Annotated in this window: 13 protein-coding genes and 2 tRNA genes; 14 read left to right on the top strand and 1 reads right to left on the bottom strand. The window is 69.2% G+C overall.

The window, feature by feature from the left end; genetic code table 11:
* Positions 1-112 precede the first annotated feature (112 nt).
* Positions 113-1,360: a pyridoxal phosphate-dependent aminotransferase gene (locus ACIQOW_RS05215; RefSeq protein ID WP_401079941.1), complete on the bottom strand. Its 1,248-nt coding sequence runs from the start codon at positions 1,358-1,360 to the stop codon at positions 113-115.
* Positions 1,361-1,644: 284 nt separating this feature from the next.
* On the opposite strand from ACIQOW_RS05215, the gene ACIQOW_RS05210 reads away from it, so the two are divergent.
* The 14 genes from ACIQOW_RS05210 to ACIQOW_RS05145 all read left to right on the top strand — a co-directional run bounded on the left by ACIQOW_RS05210 (position 1,645) and on the right by ACIQOW_RS05145 (position 17,786).
* Positions 1,645-1,717: transfer RNA gene (locus ACIQOW_RS05210), tRNA-Trp, on the top strand.
* A 147-nt stretch (positions 1,718-1,864) separates the two neighbouring features.
* Positions 1,865-2,200, top strand: coding sequence for a preprotein translocase subunit SecE (gene secE, locus ACIQOW_RS05205; RefSeq protein WP_188295373.1), 336 nt, complete (start codon positions 1,865-1,867; stop codon positions 2,198-2,200).
* A gap of 210 nt (positions 2,201-2,410) precedes the next feature.
* Positions 2,411-3,286 carry a transcription termination/antitermination protein NusG gene (gene nusG / locus ACIQOW_RS05200; RefSeq protein ID WP_401079939.1) on the top strand — a complete coding sequence of 292 codons (876 nt, stop codon included), beginning with the start codon at positions 2,411-2,413 and terminating at the stop codon, positions 3,284-3,286.
* A gap of 165 nt (positions 3,287-3,451) precedes the next feature.
* Positions 3,452-3,886, top strand: coding sequence for a 50S ribosomal protein L11 (rplK, locus tag ACIQOW_RS05195; protein ID WP_188295375.1), 435 nt, complete (start codon positions 3,452-3,454; stop codon positions 3,884-3,886).
* A 102-nt stretch (positions 3,887-3,988) separates the two neighbouring features.
* Positions 3,989-4,711, top strand: a complete 723-nt coding sequence (rplA, locus tag ACIQOW_RS05190) for a 50S ribosomal protein L1 (protein WP_401079936.1) — start codon at positions 3,989-3,991, stop codon at positions 4,709-4,711.
* A gap of 183 nt (positions 4,712-4,894) precedes the next feature.
* Positions 4,895-5,674 (top strand): hypothetical protein, encoded by a 780-nt coding sequence (locus tag ACIQOW_RS05185; RefSeq protein ID WP_401079934.1) that lies wholly within the window; start codon positions 4,895-4,897, stop codon positions 5,672-5,674.
* A gap of 63 nt (positions 5,675-5,737) precedes the next feature.
* Complete coding sequence (locus tag ACIQOW_RS05180) at positions 5,738-5,905, top strand: hypothetical protein (RefSeq protein ID WP_401079932.1); 168 nt, start codon at positions 5,738-5,740, stop codon at positions 5,903-5,905.
* A gap of 90 nt (positions 5,906-5,995) precedes the next feature.
* Complete coding sequence (locus tag ACIQOW_RS05175) at positions 5,996-6,952, top strand: hypothetical protein (RefSeq protein WP_401079930.1); 957 nt, start codon at positions 5,996-5,998, stop codon at positions 6,950-6,952.
* Positions 6,953-7,102: 150 nt separating this feature from the next.
* Positions 7,103-7,975 (top strand): hypothetical protein, encoded by an 873-nt coding sequence (locus tag ACIQOW_RS05170; RefSeq protein WP_401079928.1) that lies wholly within the window; start codon positions 7,103-7,105, stop codon positions 7,973-7,975.
* 362 nt (positions 7,976-8,337) lie between these two features.
* Positions 8,338-8,901 (top strand): 50S ribosomal protein L10, encoded by a 564-nt coding sequence (gene rplJ, locus ACIQOW_RS05165; RefSeq protein ID WP_030232356.1) that lies wholly within the window; start codon positions 8,338-8,340, stop codon positions 8,899-8,901.
* Between the two features lie 88 nt (positions 8,902-8,989).
* Positions 8,990-9,373: a 50S ribosomal protein L7/L12 gene (gene rplL / locus ACIQOW_RS05160; protein ID WP_188295380.1), complete on the top strand. Its 384-nt coding sequence runs from the start codon at positions 8,990-8,992 to the stop codon at positions 9,371-9,373.
* A gap of 681 nt (positions 9,374-10,054) precedes the next feature.
* Entirely contained in the window at positions 10,055-13,531 is a 3,477-nt protein-coding gene (gene rpoB, locus ACIQOW_RS05155) for a DNA-directed RNA polymerase subunit beta (protein ID WP_188295381.1), read from the top strand.
* 99 nt (positions 13,532-13,630) lie between these two features.
* Positions 13,631-17,524: a DNA-directed RNA polymerase subunit beta' gene (locus ACIQOW_RS05150; RefSeq protein ID WP_188295382.1), complete on the top strand. Its 3,894-nt coding sequence runs from the start codon at positions 13,631-13,633 to the stop codon at positions 17,522-17,524.
* 188 nt (positions 17,525-17,712) lie between these two features.
* Positions 17,713-17,786 (top strand) — tRNA-Met (locus ACIQOW_RS05145).
* The last annotated feature ends 172 nt before the right edge of the window (positions 17,787-17,958 follow it).

The following is a 17,958-nucleotide window of genomic DNA, read 5'->3' as shown; positions in this document are numbered from 1 at the left end:
TATCCGACCCCCGAACGGGAACCGCCCCCTATCCATCCCCTGAAGGGGTGAAAGGGGGCGGTTCGTCGGGTGAAACCCCGGCGTCGGGTTGACGTCCGTCGGCAATCCGAGGTCAGTCGCGGGCCTCGCCGAGCAGCTTCTGGACCCGGCTGATGCCCTCGACCAGGTCGGCGTCGCCGAGCGCGTAGGAGAGCCGCAGGTAGCCGGGGGTGCCGAAGGCCTCGCCCGGGACGACCGCGACCTCGGCCTCGTCCAGGATCAGGGTGGCCAGCTCGCCGGAGGTCTGCGGGCGCCTGCCGCGGATCTCCTTGCCCAGCAGGTCCTTCACCGACGGGTAGACGTAGAAGGCGCCCTCGGGCTCGGGGCAGAGCACGCCGTCGATCTCGTTGAGCATCCGCACGATGGTCCTGCGGCGGCGGTCGAAGGCCTCGCGCATCTCGGCGACCGCGTCCAGGTCGGCGGCCACGGCGGCCAGGGCGGCGCGCTGGGCGACGTTGGAGACGTTCGAGGTGGCGTGCGACTGGAGGTTGGTCGCGGCCTTGACGACGTCCTTGGGGCCGATCACCCAGCCCACCCGCCAGCCGGTCATCGCGTAGGTCTTGGCGACGCCGTTGACCACGATGCACTTGTCGGCCAGCTCGGGCAGCAGGGCCGGCAGCGAGGTGAAGGTCGCGTCGCCGTACACCAGGTGCTCGTAGATCTCGTCGGTGAGCACCCACAGGCCGTGCTCCAGGGCCCAGCGGCCGATCGCCTCCGCCTCGGCCTCGGTGTACACCGCGCCGGTCGGGTTGGACGGCGAGACGAACAGCACGACCTTGGTGTTCTCGGTGCGGGCGGCCTCCAGCTGCTCGACCGAGACCTTGTAACCGGTGGTCTCGTCGGCGACGACCTCCACCGGGACGCCGCCGGCCAGCTGGACCGACTCCGGGTAGGTGGTCCAGTACGGGGCCGGGATGATGACCTCGTCGCCCGGGTCCAGGATCGCCGCGAAGGCCTCGTAGATCGCCTGCTTGCCGCCGTTGGTGACCAGCACCTGGGAGGCGTCCACCTCGTAGCCGGAGTCGCGCAGCGTCTTGGCGGCGATCGCGGCCTTCAGCTCGGGCAGGCCACCCGCCGGGGTGTAGCGGTGGTTCTTCGGGTCGCGGCAGGCCTCGACGGCCGCCTCGACGATGTAGCCCGGGGTCGGGAAGTCGGGCTCGCCGGCGCCGAAGCCGATGACCGGGCGGCCGGCCGCCTTGAGGGCCTTGGCCTTGGCGTCCACGGCGAGGGTCGCGGACTCGGCGATCGCGCCGATCCGGGCGGAGACCCGGCGGTCGGCGGGGCGGATGGACTGGTCGGGCTGCGGGGTGGAAGCGCTCATGCCTGCATCGTCGCAGAACCGGGACGGACCGGGCATCGGGGTATCGGCATCCGTACGCCCCCGTCCGGATCGTGGCCCCGGCGATCCGTCGGCGGGAGCCCCGCCGGGCCGGACATCCGCCGGGGGAGCGGCCGGTCCGGAAGAAGAGGTTCGACCAAACACCCCTCGACCACGTACACTCGCTGCTCGACGGCCCGCCGAAAGAAACCGGAGCTTTCACCGCCTGTACGAAGGGCGGGGGGAGATGCGGTAGGTTGGTCGCCACCGGAGCCGCGAGGCACCGTAGGGCAATAGCTCAATTGGTAGAGCACCGGTCTCCAAAACCGGCGGTTGGGGGTTCGAGTCCCTCTTGCCCTGCTGCTAGATCCGTTTTCAGCCCGTTCGCTCCACAGGAGTGAGCGGGCTTGATGCGGAGATGGCACCGATCAGCACCGCTAGCCGACTGGTCGTGCCCCACCTGGTGCGCGGCGAAGCTCGGCAGGACCCGGATTCAGGTGAGGACGAGTGACGGAGACCACGGGCTCCACCGCAACGCCTGAGAGCGGCAACCCCGAGGGTGCCGACGGCGCCGCCGAGGCCACGCCCGCCGAGGGCGAGAAGTCGGGCAAGCGCGGCGGCCGCGAGAAGAAGTCCGGCAAGCGGGCCAAGAAGGGCGCGTTCGCCCGGATCGGTCTGTTCTACCGCCAGATCATCGCGGAACTGCGCAAGGTCGTCTGGCCCACCAAGGGCGAGCTCACCAGCTACACCGCCGTCGTGGTCACCTTCGTCGTGGTCATGATGGGCATCGTGGCCGGCCTGGACTACGGCTTCTCCAAGCTGAGTCTCTGGGTCTTCGGCTGACCGGCCGCCCCACCTCCGTAGACAGCTTTCCGACCCGGGCCGATTCATCGGTCCGGGTCGAGCTGTCGGCGCCGGACGTACGCGCGGCTACCGTGGACTCGGTACTGTTGAAGTCTCCGAGACCTCATCTGGCGCCCGCGCGAGCGGACGCGTACCGGGCGGGTCGAGGAGCGCGCCACCTTCACCATCTCCAGGAAAGAAGCAGCCACCGTGTCTGAGTCCCCCCTGTACGACGCCGACGAGACCGTCCGCGAGGCGGATGTCGCCGCCGAGCCGGACGCGGCCGAGCTGGCTGACGACGTCGAGTCCGCCGAGCAGATCGTGGACGCCGCGGACAGCGACGAGGACGAGGCCGAGGCGCACGACGAGGCCGAGGCCGGCGAGCCCGCCGAGGAGGCCGCGCTGCACGTGGAGGGCGACGCCGAGGAGGCCGACGCGGAGGAGACCGAGGAGGAGGCCGCCGAGGAGGAGGCCGCCGAGGTCGACCCGGTCGCCAAGTTCCGTGAGGACCTGCGCTTCATGCCGGGCGAGTGGTACGTGATCCACACCTACGCCGGCTACGAGAACCGGGTGAAGCAGAACCTGGAGCAGCGCGCCGTCTCGCTGAACGTCGAGGAGTACATCTTCCAGGCCGAGGTGCCGCAGGAGGAGGTCGTCCAGATCAAGAACGGCGACCGCAAGACCATCCGCCAGAACAAGCTCCCCGGCTACGTCCTGGTGCGCATGGACCTCACCCCCGAGTCCTGGGGCGTCGTGCGCAACACCCCGGGTGTCACCGGCTTCGTCGGCAACGCCTACGACCCGTACCCGCTGACCCTGGACGAGGTCGTCAAGATGCTCGCCCCGGACGTCGAGCGCCAGGCGGCCAAGGACGCCGGCAAGCCCTCGCCGGTCAAGCCGAGCGAGATCCAGGTGCTGGACTTCGAGGTCGGCGACTCGGTCACCGTCACCGACGGTCCGTTCGCGACCCTCCAGGCGACCATCAACGAGATCAACCCGGACTCGAAGAAGGTCAAGGGCCTGGTCGAGATCTTCGGCCGGGAGACCCCGGTCGAGCTCTCCTTCGACCAGATCCAGAAGAACTAGTCGTACGGTCTTCGGATCCGGGGCGGGGCCGAGGGCCCTGCCCCGGATCCGTTTTGGTCCAGCGGCGCGAACGCGTTAGCCTGGTCCGATGTGTGTGCTGGCGGCAGGGTGTCGCCCCGGTCCCGCACGCACCAGCAATCACCTCTCGGAAGGACCCGGAGAGACATGCCTCCCAAGAAGAAGAAGATCACGGGGCTTATCAAGCTCCAGATCAACGCCGGTGCGGCCAACCCGGCGCCGCCGGTCGGCCCCGCGCTGGGTCAGCACGGCGTCAACATCATGGAGTTCTGCAAGGCCTACAACGCCGCGACCGAGTCGCAGCGCGGCATGATCGTGCCGGTGGAGATCACGGTCTACGACGACCGTTCCTTCACCTTCATCACGAAGACGCCGCCGGCCGCGCGCCTCATCCTGAAGGCCGCGGGTGTCGAGAAGGGCTCCGGCGAGCCGCACAAGACCAAGGTCGCCAAGCTCACCAGCGCCCAGGTCCGTGACATCGCCACGGTCAAGATGCCCGACCTGAACGCCAACGACCTGGACGCCGCGGAGAAGATCATCGCCGGCACCGCCCGGTCGATGGGCATCACCGTCGAGGGCTGAGAACCTCCCTTCCCGTCAGGGAAAAGCTGATTCAGCCATCCCCGTGGTAGGGCCCGCGCAGGCCCGTGACACCACAACTCCATTCATCATTCAGGAGCAGCCATGAAGCGCAGCAAGGCCCTGAAGGCCGCGGACGCCCAGGTCGACCGCGAGCGCCTTTACGCCCCCCTCGAGGCCATCCGCCTCGCCAAGGCGACCAGCACCAGCAAGTTCGACGGCACCGTCGAGGTCGCCATGCGTCTGGGTGTCGACCCGCGCAAGGCCGACCAGATGGTCCGCAGCACCGTGATCCTCCCGCACGGCACCGGTAAGACCGCTCGGGTCCTGGTCTTCGCGACCGGCGAGCGTGCCGAGGCCGCGCGTGCTGCTGGCGCCGACATCGTCGGTGCCGACGAGCTGATCGACGAGGTCGCGAAGGGCAAGCTGGACTTCGACGCCGTCGTCGCCACCCCGGACCTCATGGGCAAGGTCGGCCGCCTCGGCCGCGTGCTCGGTCCCCGTGGTCTGATGCCGAACCCGAAGACCGGCACCGTGACCCCGGACGTCGCCAAGGCTGTCAACGACATCAAGGGCGGCAAGATCGAGTTCCGCGTCGACAAGCACTCGAACCTGCACTTCATCATCGGTAAGGCCTCCTTCACCGACGAGCAGCTGATCGAGAACTACGCCGCCGCGCTGGACGAGGTGCTCCGCGCCAAGCCGTCCGCCGCCAAGGGCCGCTACATCAAGAAGACCGCGTTCTCGACCACCATCGGCCCCGGCATCCTGGTGGACCCGAACCGCACCCGTAACCTCCTCGTCGAGGAGGACCCGGCCGCCGTCTGAGCACCCGTGCTCTAGCGCAGTCCGTACGACGGGCCCGCACCCCCTTCACCGGGGGCGCGGGCCCGTCGTCGTTCCCCGAACGGTTGCCGGATCGGGACGTCGGCGGAGAGGAGCGGGCGGCCGAACCGTCGTACGCTCTGGCGGTCAGACCACGTGGAGAACCTGTGACCGCCGGAGTGTGCCGTGCCGCCCGCCCCTCGCCCCACCGTTCTCGTGGCGGCCCTGCTGCTCGCCACCACCACCGGGTGCAGCCTGCTGGCCGCCCCGACCACGGGGACCCCGGGCGGTCCCGCGCCGGTGCCGCCCAAACAGGTGGTGCTCGCCGCCGCGCAGGCGCTCGACGACGCCGGCAGCGCCCGGATCGAGGTGGTCCGGGAGGGCCCGGACGGCCGGCGGACCGCGAGCGGCTCGCTGGTCTGGGGTGCGTCGGACGAGGCCGCGCTGACCGTCACCGACGAACTGGGCAGCGGACGGCTGACTGTGAAGGACGGCGTGCTCGACCTCGTGTACCAGGACGGCGCGGCCAAGCGCGCGGAGCGGAGCACCGCGGAGTCGGTCGACCCCGGGGCGGGCGCCGGCCCCGGCGGCTTCGCGGGCGGCTGGACGAGCACGCTGATCACCGGCCCCGGCAGCCGGGCGTACGCGGTCGCGCAGGGCGTCACCCTCGGCTCGCTCGGCGCCGAGCAACTGGCCGGGACCACCGTCGCGCACTACCGGGGCTCCGCGCCGGTGGCCGAACTCTTCGGAAGCGACAAGGAGTTGAGCCCGCAGCGGCGCGCCGCCACGCTGGACTGGTACCAGCGGCGCGGGGTGACGACGATCGGCTACGACGTCTGGGTCGGGCCCGGCAGGCAGCTGCTGCGGCTGCGTGAGACGGTCCGGGGGAGCGCGGGAACCACGGTGACCACGACCGATGTCTCGGTCCCGGGGGCGGCGGACCCGGCGCCTCCCGCGGGCGGGTGACGGGGAGGGGATATCGGGTGGGTGGGGCGTCCGACGATCCGTTAGAGTCCGCCTGAGAAATACATGAGAAGAGCTGACAATCGGCCTTTCTCGGGGCCGATCGGATCTCACGGGGGCAGCAAGGGCGCCGTCACCGGCACGGACGCGAACCGCGGCAGTTCCGCCGCGATCGCGGCACCGGCCGTCGGCGTCCTCGGCAGCGAGGCCGACCTGCCCGAGCCGCTCGGCTGATCCGGCGCGGCCCGTCCACCGGGCCCACCGGCAGCACGACCGGCTACCACCCGGGCGCATCGAGGGCCCGGGGTCCTCAAGGGGGGAATCATGGCTGGAACCCGCAAGACCGCCGTCGCCGTCGTCCTCGCCGCCCTGGCGCTGACCGCGACCGCGTGCAACGACAACGCCGACAAGGGCGCCGACAAGAACGCCGCCCCGGCCGCGCCGACCTCGGCCGCCGCCACCACGCCGGCCGGCACCCCGTCGGCCGCCCCGACCGGTGGCGCCAAGCCGGAGAAGGCGAGCCCGGCGGTCTACCTGGAGCAGGTCACCCAGAAGACCGGCGCGGCCAAGTCGGCGAAGATCACCGAGACGATCACCATCGGCGACAACGCGATGAAGGGCACGGGCGCGGTCTCCTGGGCCGACGGCCTCCAGGGCGAGCTCACGATGGACATGTCCCGCTCTCCGATGGGCAAGCTCATCTCGGTCCTCACCGGCAGCGAGTCCGCGTCGTACCGTTTCACCAAGGACGGGATGTACATGCGCGTCGACGGCGACGCGCTCGGGGCCCTGGACGGGAAGCACTGGCTGCACTACAGCGCCGCCGACCAGGCCAAGGCGTCCGGGGGCACGACCGAGCAGTTCAAGGACGCGGACCCGGTCGACGGCGTGCGGCGGCTGATCGCGACCGGCAAGGTCACCGAGGTCGGCGACGAGACGGTGGCCGGCAAGGCCACCACCCACTACTCCGGTGTGCTCAACGCCGACGAGATCGCCAAGGCGTCCGGCAAGGGCCTGAGCCAGGAGAAGCTCGACCAGATCAAGCAGAAGCTGGCCGCGTCCGGCATCACCAGCGAGCGGATCGACGTGTGGGTCGACACCGACCAGCTGGTGGTCCAGCGGACCGAGACCGGGGACACCGCGGCGGGCGCCTTCAAGGCCTCGGTCCTCTACTCGGACTACGGGACCAGGGTGGAAACCACAGCCCCGCCCGCGTCCGACGTGGCGGAGGCCTCCGCGCTGTCGAAGGCGGGCAAGGGCGCCGGAACCGCCACCGGCTGATCACCCGGCCGAATTCGGCCGACCGGTGGATCCGCCAGGGGTGGCGGCCCCCGAGGAGGGGGCCGCCACCGGGCGGGCCGGGGACGGGTGGCAAGGTGGCCGGAGCGAGGGCCGCCGTCGGACGGGGCCGGGGCGAGAGGGGTACGGGCGATGGCGGGACGGCAGCGGTTGGCGGCAGCGGCCGTCGTCGCCCTGCTGGTGAGCGGGCTGAGCGGGTGCGACGGGGGCGCGCCCGCCGGGCCGTCCGGCGGCCCGACCCCGACCGACGCCTCGCCGGCCGCCGCCTCCCCGAGCGCCCAGGCGAAGCCGACCGACCGGTCGCCGCACGGGGTGCTGCTCTCCGCCCAGCTGGCCATGCAGACCGCCCGCCGGGCCAAGGTCAGCTACCGGCTCGGCCAGGACGCCGGCTCGGGCCCGCTGTTCTGGCAGCCCAAGACCGCGCTCCAGATCAAGCGCTCCACCCCGTCCGGGTCCGAGCAGCTGATCGTCGTGGACACCGTCGCCTACCAGGGCGGGGACGCCGCCACCGCGGCCAGGAACGGCGGCAGGCACTGGGAGCGCTTCACCGTGCCGCCGGACGCGGACGGCCACAAGGAGATCCCCTACGCCGGGCTGATCGACCTGCTGAACCCGGTCGAGGCGCTGACCGCGGCCACCGCCGAGGGGGCGGACCCGGTCTTCGTCGGCGAGGAGAAGTACGAGGACTCGACCGTCGAGCACTACCGGATCACCACCACCGCCGAGAAGTACGCGGCCGCCCAGACCCAGCTGACCCAGGCCCGCAGGGACGGCCTCCGGGCCGCGCTCGCGCCGGGCGGCTCGCTCTCGCTCACCGTGGACCTCTGGCTCAACGACAAGGACCAGCTGGTCCGGCTCCAGCGCACCGGCAGCGGGGACAGCGGCAGCGCGGACGACTCGGTGCTCTACACCGACTTCGGCGGGGCGCTGCTCTCGGCGCAGGCGCCGGCCGAGTCGGACACCGTGGACACCGGGGTCCGGACGGTCTCCCCGCTGGCCCGCTGAGCCGCCCCGACGCGCGCCCGCGGTTGCTCCGTCCGAGGGCGATTTGCACCTTGCGACCGGCTCCGGCTAATCTAACCGAAGCCAAAGACCGCTGGTTGTCATCGCGCCCCCGTCAGGGAGCCGGTGGCCGAAGGATCTGCGTTTCGTCGCAGGCAGCCCGCGCAGGTGTGTCTGGAGCTTCGACTTCCGGGTACCGCGTCCGCGCGGCCGCCCGTTGAGGTCGCTACGAGCCCCGTGCGCCTGCGCACCGGGGCTCATTGCGTTTCCGCAGGAGCTTTCCTTCCGTCCGGTCGGTCCACGGCGACCCAGGTCGACTTTCGCGGTCGGCCCGACTTCGACATCACGGAAGGAGGCGTAAGCCTATGGCCAGGCCCGACAAGGCTGCTGCCGTCGCCGAGATCACGGACAAGTTCCGTGGCTCCTCCGCGGCGCTGCTGACCGAGTACCGCGGTCTCTCGGTGAAGCAGGTCAAGACCCTGCGTCGCTCGCTCGGCGACAACGCCGAGTACGCCGTGGTGAAGAACACGCTGACCAAGATCGCGGCCAATGAGGTCGGGATCACGGAGCTCGACGACCTGTTCAGTGGTCCGACGGCTGTCGCCTTCGTCACCGGTGACCCGGTGGAGTCGGCGAAGGCTCTGCGTGACTTCGCCAAGGAGAACCCCGCTCTCATCATCAAGGGCGGTGTCCTTGACGGTAAGGCGCTGTCCGCCGATGAGATCAAGAAGCTCGCGGACCTCGAGTCCCGCGAGGTGCTGCTCGCCAAGCTGGCGGGTGCCCTGAAGGCCAAGCAGTCCCAGGCTGCCGCGCTCTTCCAGGCCCTGCCGTCGAAGCTCGTCCGCACTGTGGACGCGCTGCGCGACAAGGTCGAGCAGGGCGGTGCCGGTACGCCGGCTCCCGCCGCCGAGGACGCCGCCGCGGAGTAATCCGCAGGCTCACGCCTCGCTGCGGGCCCGTGCCCGCCCAACCCGTACATACGGCACCAACCTGCCGATTTAGTGGAAGGACGCCATCATGGCGAAGCTGTCCCAGGACGAGCTGCTCGCGCAGTTCGAGGAGCTCACCCTCATCGAGCTGGCCGCCTTCGTGAAGGCCTTCGAGGAGAAGTTCGACGTCACCGCCGCCGCGCCGGTCGCCGTTGCCGCCGCCGGTGTCCCCGGTGCCGCCGCCGAGGCCGTCGAGGAGCAGGACGAGTTCGACGTCATCCTCGAGGGTGCCGGCGACAAGAAGATCCAGGTCATCAAGGAGGTGCGCACCCTGACCTCCCTCGGCCTGAAGGAGGCCAAGGACCTCGTTGACACCGCTGGTGCCAAGGTCCTGGAGAAGGTTGCCAAGGACGTTGCCGAGAAGGCCAAGGCCGCCCTCGAGGGTGCCGGCGCCAAGGTCACCGTCAAGTGATCTCGCGCCCCCTCTGAGGGGGCGTAGGGCCGGGCCGATCACCCTTGCGGGTGGTCGGCCCGGCCTTTTCGCGTTTCCGGGCCCGGAGCGGTTCCCCCGGGCGGCCGACAGGGCCCACCGTGTGGCCGAGAGGGCACTCGGCACCGTCGGTGCCGGGAGGTATGGTGATCACCGTCGTCGAGGGCGGCCCCACCACGGCTTCTGTAACGCCGAGGGGGTCCGGATCGATAGACAGGTCGAGGCCCGCGCCGTCGGCGGGCCCTTGACGAACCTGGCGCGGCGCGCGATTCTCAAGGCGCGAGTCCGCCCGGTTGGTTCGCCGCTGGATGCATAACCAGTGGCGCGGCGGGAAATGACTCCACGTGAGTGAGAGCAGTACCCGGTGGGCGTCCGCGCTCGCCGGCTACCGGGAGGAGTCTCCGATTCGGTCTCCGAATCAGAGCTGGACAGCAGTGTCGCCATTGGCTACACTGTCCCTTTGCGCTGCCTGTTAGCTGCTCCGTGACTCGTCGCCCGGAGTTTGCGTTGCCCTGAAGGGGCCTGGCATCGCCTCCGCAAAGCGGCTCTGACCTGGGGTTCCGACCCCGGCGGAGGCCAGTGGCGAGGGAGGCGGGACCAAGCCCAAGCAGGCCCGGCTGGTACGCGCGTAGTGAGCTCCGAGCCCTCGGAAGGACCCCCCTCTTGGCCGCGCCGCGCAACGCCTCGAACAATTCCGCCGCATCCACCGCTCCGCTTCGCGTCTCGTTCGCGAAGATCAAGGAGCCCCTCGAGGTCCCGAACCTCCTGGCCCTGCAGACCGAGAGCTTTGACTGGCTGCTCGGCAATGCGGCCTGGAAGTCCCGGGTCGAGCGGGCGCTGGAGTCTGGTCTGGACGTCCCCACCAAGTCCGGTCTGGAGGAGATCTTCGAGGAGATCTCGCCGATCGAGGACTTCAGCGGGTCGATGTCGTTGACCTTCCGCGACCACCGTTTCGAGCCGCCGAAGAACTCCATTGACGAGTGCAAGGACCGCGACTTCACGTTCGCGGCCCCGCTCTTCGTCACGGCCGAGTTCACCAACAACGAGACCGGTGAGATCAAGTCTCAGACGGTCTTCATGGGCGATTTCCCGCTCATGACCCACAAGGGCACGTTCGTGATCAACGGCACCGAGCGTGTCGTCGTGTCGCAGCTCGTCCGCTCCCCGGGTGTGTACTTCGACTCCACCCTGGACAAGGTGTCCGACAAGGACATCTACTCCTGCAAGGTCATCCCCTCGCGTGGTGCCTGGCTGGAGATGGAGATCGACAAGCGCGACATGGTCGGCGTCCGCATCGACCGCAAGCGCAAGCAGTCCGTCACCGTGCTGCTCAAGGCCCTCGGCTGGACCAACGAGATGATTCTCGAGGAGTTCGGCGAGTACGAGTCGATGCGCAACACCCTGGAGAAGGACCACACCCAGGGCCAGGACGACGCGCTGCTGGACATCTACCGCAAGCTGCGTCCGGGCGAGCCGCCCACGCGCGAGGCCGCGCAGACGCTTCTGGAGAACCTGTACTTCAACCCGAAGCGCTACGACCTCGCCAAGGTCGGCCGTTACAAGGTCAACCGCAAGCTGGGCAACGCCGAGTCGCTGGACTCCGGCGTGCTCACCGAGCCCGACATCATCGGTGCGATCAAGTACCTGGTGAAGCTGCACGCGGGCGAGACCGAGTGGCGTGACGGCGAGGGCCGCGACATCGTGGTCGAGGTCGACGACATCGACCACTTCGGCAACCGTCGCCTCCGCAACGTCGGCGAGCTCATCCAGAACCAGGTCCGTACGGGTCTCGCCCGTATGGAGCGCGTCGTGCGTGAGCGCATGACCACCCAGGACGTCGAGGCGATCACGCCGCAGACCCTGATCAACATCCGGCCGGTCGTCGCCTCCATCAAGGAGTTCTTCGGCACCAGCCAGCTGTCGCAGTTCATGGACCAGACGAACCCGCTGTCGGGCCTGACCCACAAGCGCCGTCTGTCCGCCCTCGGCCCCGGCGGTCTCTCCCGTGAGCGCGCCGGCTTCGAGGTCCGTGACGTGCACCCCTCGCACTACGGCCGCATGTGTCCGATCGAGACGCCCGAAGGCCCGAACATCGGTCTGATCGGCTCGCTGGCCTCGTACGGCCGGGTCAACGCGTTCGGCTTCATCGAGACCCCGTACCGCAAGGTCGTCGACGGTGTGGTCACCGAGAAGGTGGACTACCTCACCGCCGACGAGGAGGACCGCTACGTCATCGCCCAGGCGAACGCGCCGCTGACCGCGGACCTGCACTTCGCCGAGCCGCGTGTCCTGGTCCGCCGCCGTGGTGGCGAGATCGACTACATCCCGGGCACCGAGATCGACTACATGGACGTCTCGCCGCGCCAGATGGTGTCGGTCGCGACCGCCATGATCCCGTTCCTCGAGCACGACGACGCCAACCGCGCGCTCATGGGCTCGAACATGATGCGTCAGGCGGTGCCGCTGCTGAAGAGCGAGGCCCCGCTGGTCGGCACCGGCATGGAGTACCGCTGCGCCGTCGACGCCCAGGACGTCATCTCCGCCGAGAAGGCGGGTGTCGTCCAGGAGGTCTCGGCCGACTACGTCACCGTGGCGAACGACGACGGCACGTACACCACGTACCGCGCCGCCAAGTTCACCCGCTCCAACCAGGGCACCGCCTTCAACCAGAAGGTGCTCGTGGACGAGGGCGCCCGGGTCGAGGCCGGCCAGGTGCTGGCCGACGGCCCGTGCACCGACGAGGGCGAGATGGCCCTCGGCAAGAACCTGCTCGTGGCGTTCATGTCGTGGGAGGGTCACAACTACGAGGACGCGATCATCCTGTCGCAGCGCCTCGTGCAGGACGACGTCCTCTCCTCGATCCACATCGAGGAGCACGAGGTCGACGCCCGTGACACCAAGCTCGGCCCCGAGGAGATCACCCGGGACATCCCGAACGTCTCCGAGGAGGTCCTCGCCGACCTCGACGAGCGCGGCATCATCCGCATCGGCGCCGACGTCGTCACCGGCGACATCCTGGTCGGCAAGGTCACCCCGAAGGGTGAGACCGAGCTGACCCCCGAGGAGCGCCTGCTCCGCGCGATCTTCGGTGAGAAGGCCCGTGAGGTCCGCGACACCTCGCTGAAGGTCCCGCACGGTGAGTCCGGCAAGGTCATCGGCGTCCGCGTCTTCGACCGTGAAGAGGGCGACGAGCTGCCCCCGGGCGTCAACCAGCTGGTCCGCGTCTACGTGGCCCAGAAGCGCAAGATCACCAACGGTGACAAGCTCGCCGGCCGTCACGGCAACAAGGGCGTCATCTCCAAGATCCTGCCGGTCGAGGACATGCCGTTCCTGGAGGACGGCACCCCGGTCGACATCATCCTGAACCCGCTGGGTGTCCCGTCCCGAATGAACCCGGGACAGGTCCTGGAGATCCACCTCGGGTGGCTCGCCAAGCAGGGCTGGGACGTCTCCGGCCTCGCCGACGAGTGGGCCCAGCGCCTCCAGGTGATCGGCGCGGACAAGGTCGAGGGCGGCACCAACCTCGCCACCCCGGTCTTCGACGGCGCCCGCGAGGACGAGATCACCGGTCTGCTGGACAACACCACCCTCACCCGCGACGGTGAGCGCCTGGTGAACTCCACCGGCAAGGCCCGGCTGTTCGACGGCCGCTCCGGCGAGCCGTTCCCGATGCCGGTCTCGGTCGGCTACATGTACATCCTCAAGCTGCACCACCTGGTCGACGACAAGCTGCACGCCCGCTCGACCGGTCCGTACTCGATGATCACCCAGCAGCCGCTCGGTGGTAAGGCGCAGTTCGGTGGCCAGCGCTTCGGTGAGATGGAGGTGTGGGCCCTCGAGGCGTACGGCGCGGCCTACGCACTCCAGGAGCTGCTCACCATCAAGTCCGACGACGTCCTCGGCCGAGTGAAGGTCTACGAGGCCATCGTCAAGGGCGAGAACATCCCCGAGCCCGGCATTCCCGAGTCCTTCAAGGTCCTCATCAAGGAAATGCAGTCGCTCTGCCTCAACGTGGAGGTGCTGTCCTCGGACGGCCAGTCCATCGAGATGCGGGACTCGGACGAGGACGTGTTCCGCGCCGCCGAGGAGCTCGGCATCGACCTGTCCCGGCGCGAGCCGAGCAGCGTCGAAGAGGTCTGACGGAGGTGGGGCCGGCCGCAGCAGCGGCCGGCCCGCCCCCAGGCCCCCCTCAGACCACATTGAACGACTCTCGACTTACGAAAGAGGGCTTGACGACCAGTGCTTGACGTCAACTTCTTCGACGAGCTCCGCATCGGCCTGGCCACCGCCGACGACATCCGCCAGTGGTCCCACGGCGAGGTCAAGAAGCCGGAGACCATCAACTACCGCACCCTGAAGCCCGAAAAGGACGGACTCTTCTGCGAGAAGATCTTCGGCCCCACCCGGGACTGGGAGTGCTACTGCGGTAAGTACAAGCGCGTCCGCTTCAAGGGCATCATCTGCGAGCGCTGCGGCGTCGAGGTGACCCGCGCCAAGGTGCGCCGCGAGCGGATGGGCCACATCGAGCTGGCCGCCCCGGTCACCCACATCTGGTACTTCAAGGGCGTGCCGTCCCGCCTGGGCTACCTGCTCGACCTGGCGCCGAAGGACCTCGAGAAGGTCATCTACTTCGCCGCCTACATGATCACCTGGGTCGACGACGAGCGCCGCCAGCGCGACCTGCCGTCCCTGGAGGCGCACGTCTCGGTCGAGCGCCAGCAGATCGAGAACCGTCGCGACTCCGACCTCGAGGCCCGCGCCAAGAAGGCCGAGACCGACCTGGCCGAGCTGGAGGCCGAGGGCGCCAAGGCCGACGTGCGCCGCAAGGTGCGCGAGGGCGCCGAGCGCGAGATGAAGCAGCTGCGCGACCGCGCGCAGCGCGAGCTCGACCGCCTCGACGAGGTGTGGGCCCGCTTCAAGAACCTCAAGGTCCAGGACCTGGAGGGCGACGAGCTGCTCTACCGCGAGCTGCGCGACCGCTTCGGCACCTACTTCTCCGGCTCGATGGGCGCGGCGGCCCTCAAGGACCGCCTGGAGACCTTCGACCTGGCGGAGGAGTCCGAGCGCCTGCGCGAGATCATCCGCACCGGCAAGGGCCAGAAGAAGACCCGCGCGCTGAAGCGCCTCAAGGTCGTCTCCGCGTTCCTCCAGACCACCAACAAGCCCAACGGCATGGTGCTGGACTGCGTCCCGGTCATCCCGCCGGACCTGCGTCCGATGGTGCAGCTGGACGGTGGCCGCTTCGCGACCTCCGACCTGAACGACCTGTACCGCCGCGTCATCAACCGCAACAACCGCCTGAAGCGGCTTCTCGACCTCGGTGCGCCCGAGATCATCGTGAACAACGAGAAGCGCATGCTCCAGGAGGCCGTCGACGCGCTGTTCGACAACGGCCGCCGCGGCCGTCCGGTCACCGGCCCGGGCAACCGCCCGCTGAAGTCCCTCAGCGACATGCTGAAGGGCAAGCAGGGTCGTTTCCGTCAGAACCTGCTCGGCAAGCGAGTCGACTACTCGGCCCGTTCGGTCATCGTCGTCGGCCCGCAGCTCAAGCTGCACCAGTGCGGTCTGCCGAAGGCCATGGCGCTGGAGCTCTTCAAGCCGTTCGTGATGAAGCGCCTGGTCGACCTGAACCACGCGCAGAACATCAAGTCGGCCAAGCGCATGGTCGAGCGTGCCCGTCCGGTCGTGTGGGACGTGCTCGAAGAGGTCATCGCCGAGCACCCGGTCCTGCTGAACCGTGCGCCCACCCTGCACCGCCTCGGCATCCAGGCCTTCGAGCCGCAGCTGGTCGAGGGCAAGGCCATCCAGATCCACCCGCTCGTCTGCACCGCGTTCAACGCGGACTTCGACGGTGACCAGATGGCCGTCCACCTGCCGCTCTCCGCGGAGGCGCAGGCCGAGGCCCGCATCCTGATGCTGTCCTCGAACAACATCCTGAAGCCGGCCGACGGTCGCCCCGTCACCATGCCGACCCAGGACATGGTGCTCGGTCTGTTCTTCCTGACCTCGGACCGCGACAACGTGAAGGGCGCCGGCCGCACCTTCTCGTCGACCGCCGAGGCGATCATGGCCTTCGACGCCCGCGACCTGGACGTGCAGGCCCCGATCGAGCTGCGCCTCCAGGCCGGCACCGTCCCGCCGCGCGGCTGGACCCCGCCGGTGGACGAGGACGGCCGGTCGTCCTGGTACGAGGGCGAGCCCTTCCGCCTGACCACCACCCTGGGCCGCGCGCTCTTCAACGAGCTGCTGCCCGAGGACTACCCGTTCGTCGACTACGAGGTGGGCAAGAAGCAGCTCTCCGCGATCGTCAACGACCTGGCGGAGCGCTACCCCAAGGTCGTCGTCGCGGCGACCCTGGACAACCTGAAGGCGTCCGGCTTCCACTGGTCGACCCGCTCGGGTGTCACCGTCTCGATCTCGGACGTCGTCGTCCCGCCGAACAAGCCCCAGATCCTCGAGGGCTACGAGGCGAAGGCGGAGAAGGTCCAGCGTCAGTACGAGCGCGGCCTGATCACCAACGACGAGCGCAAGCAGGAGCTCATCGGCATCTGGACCCAGGCGACCAACGAGGTCGCCGAGGCCATGAACGAGAACTTCCCGAAGACGAACCCCATCTTCATGATGGTCGACTCGGGTGCTCGTGGAAACATGATGCAGATGCGCCAGATCGCCGGTATGCGTGGTCTGGTGTCGAACGCGAAGAACGAGACCATCCCGCGTCCGATCAAGGCCTCGTTCCGTGAGGGCCTGTCCGTGCTGGAGTACTTCATCTCCACCCACGGTGCCCGTAAGGGTCTGGCCGACACCGCCCTCCGTACCGCCGACTCCGGCTACCTCACCCGTCGTCTGGTCGACGTCTCCCAGGACGTCATCATCCGCGAGGAGGACTGCGGCACCGAGCGCGGCCTGAAGCTGTCGATCGGCTCCGTGGGCGCGGACGGCGTGCTGCGCAAGGCCGACGACGTCGAGACCAGCGTCTACGCCCGGATGCTCGCCGAGGACATCACGGTGGACGGCAAGCTCCTTGCCACCGCCAACACCGACCTCGGTGACGTGCTGATCGACGAGCTGATCCGCCACGGCATCGGCGAGGTCAAGACCCGCTCGATCCTGACCTGTGAGTCGGCCGTCGGCACCTGCGCCATGTGCTACGGGCGTTCGCTGGCCACCGGCAAGCTGGTCGACATCGGTGAGGCGGTCGGCATCATCGCCGCCCAGTCCATCGGTGAGCCCGGTACCCAGCTGACCATGCGTACCTTCCACACCGGTGGTGTGGCCGGTGACGACATCACCCAGGGTCTGCCGCGTGTCGTCGAGCTCTTCGAGGCCCGTACCCCCAAGGGTGTGGCCCCGATCTCGGAGGCGCAGGGCCGGGTCCGCATCGAGGACACCGAGAAGACCCGCAAGCTGGTCGTCACGCCGGACGACGGCACCGACGAGATCGCCTACCCGGTCTCGAAGCGTGTGAAGCTGCTCGTCAGCGAGGGCGAGGCGGTCGCGGTCGGCCAGAAGCTGACCATGGGTGCCACCAACCCGCACGACGTCCTGCGCATCATGGGCCAGCGTGCCGTCCAGGTCCACCTGGTCGCCGAGGTCCAGAAGGTCTACAACTCGCAGGGCGTGTCGATCCACGACAAGCACATCGAGATCATCATCCGGCAGATGCTCCGCCGCGTGACGATCATCGAGTCGGGCGACGCCGAGCTGCTCCCGGGCGAGCTCGTCGAGCGCGGCCGCTTCGAGACCGAGAACCGTCGCGTGGTCGCCGAGGGCGGTCACCCCGCCTCCGGCCGTCCGCAGCTGATGGGTATCACCAAGGCCTCGCTGGCCACCGAGTCCTGGCTGTCGGCCGCCTCCTTCCAGGAGACGACCCGGGTCCTCACCGACGCGGCGATCCACGCCAAGTCGGACCCGCTGCTGGGCCTCAAGGAGAACGTCATCCTCGGTAAGCTCATCCCGGCCGGTACGGGTCTGCCCCGCTACCGCAACATCCGGGTCGAGCCGACCGAGGAGGCCAAGGCCGCGATGTACTCGGCCGTCGGCTACGACGACTACGACCTGTCGCCCTTCGGCGCCGGCTCCGGCCAGGCGGTTCCGCTGGACGACTACGACTACGGCCCGTACACCGGCTGAGTCCCCCTTCCCGCCCGTCACCGGGCGGGAGGGGCCCAGGTCACTGATCGCAGGGCGGTCACCCCTCAGGGGGTGGCCGCCCTGCGGCGTTTCCGGGCCCGTGCCGGCATCGCGGACGGTGCCGGCGGGGGCCGGAGGGGAGGCGATTAGGTGATTCGGTTGAAGTCGCGTAGATTCGTGTTCACCGACGCGGGGTGGAGCAGCTCGGTAGCTCGCTGGGCTCATAACCCAGAGGTCGCAGGTTCAAATCCTGTCCCCGCTACGAAGACGAAGGGCCCGGAGGCATCAAGCCTCGGGGCCCTTCGGCGTTTCCGGGCCCCGGTCGGGCCAGTCGGCCCCGCCGGCGGGGGCCGGAGGGGAGGCGATTAGGTGATTCGGTTGAAGTCGCGTAGATTCGTGTTCACCGACGCGGGGTGGAGCAGCTCGGTAGCTCG

Origin of the sequence: Kitasatospora sp. NPDC091335, assembly GCF_044757205.1 — a bacterium.
Taxonomy (GTDB): Bacteria; Actinomycetota; Actinomycetes; order Streptomycetales; family Streptomycetaceae; genus Kitasatospora.
The sequence above is the reverse complement of the archived record's forward strand: the minus strand, read 5'-3'. Positions and strand labels throughout refer to the sequence as shown.

Coding starts and splice junctions, on each gene's coding strand:
- ACIQOW_RS05215 (WP_401079941.1), bottom strand. CDS start 1,360: ATGAGCGCTTCCACCCCGCAGCCCGACCAGTCCATCCGCCCCGCCGAC.
- rplK (WP_188295375.1), top strand. CDS start 3,452: ATGCCTCCCAAGAAGAAGAAGATCACGGGGCTTATCAAGCTCCAGATC.
- rplA (WP_401079936.1), top strand. CDS start 3,989: ATGAAGCGCAGCAAGGCCCTGAAGGCCGCGGACGCCCAGGTCGACCGC.
- ACIQOW_RS05180 (WP_401079932.1), top strand. CDS start 5,738: ATGAGAAGAGCTGACAATCGGCCTTTCTCGGGGCCGATCGGATCTCAC.
- ACIQOW_RS05175 (WP_401079930.1), top strand. CDS start 5,996: ATGGCTGGAACCCGCAAGACCGCCGTCGCCGTCGTCCTCGCCGCCCTG.
- ACIQOW_RS05170 (WP_401079928.1), top strand. CDS start 7,103: ATGGCGGGACGGCAGCGGTTGGCGGCAGCGGCCGTCGTCGCCCTGCTG.
- rplJ (WP_030232356.1), top strand. CDS start 8,338: ATGGCCAGGCCCGACAAGGCTGCTGCCGTCGCCGAGATCACGGACAAG.
- rplL (WP_188295380.1), top strand. CDS start 8,990: ATGGCGAAGCTGTCCCAGGACGAGCTGCTCGCGCAGTTCGAGGAGCTC.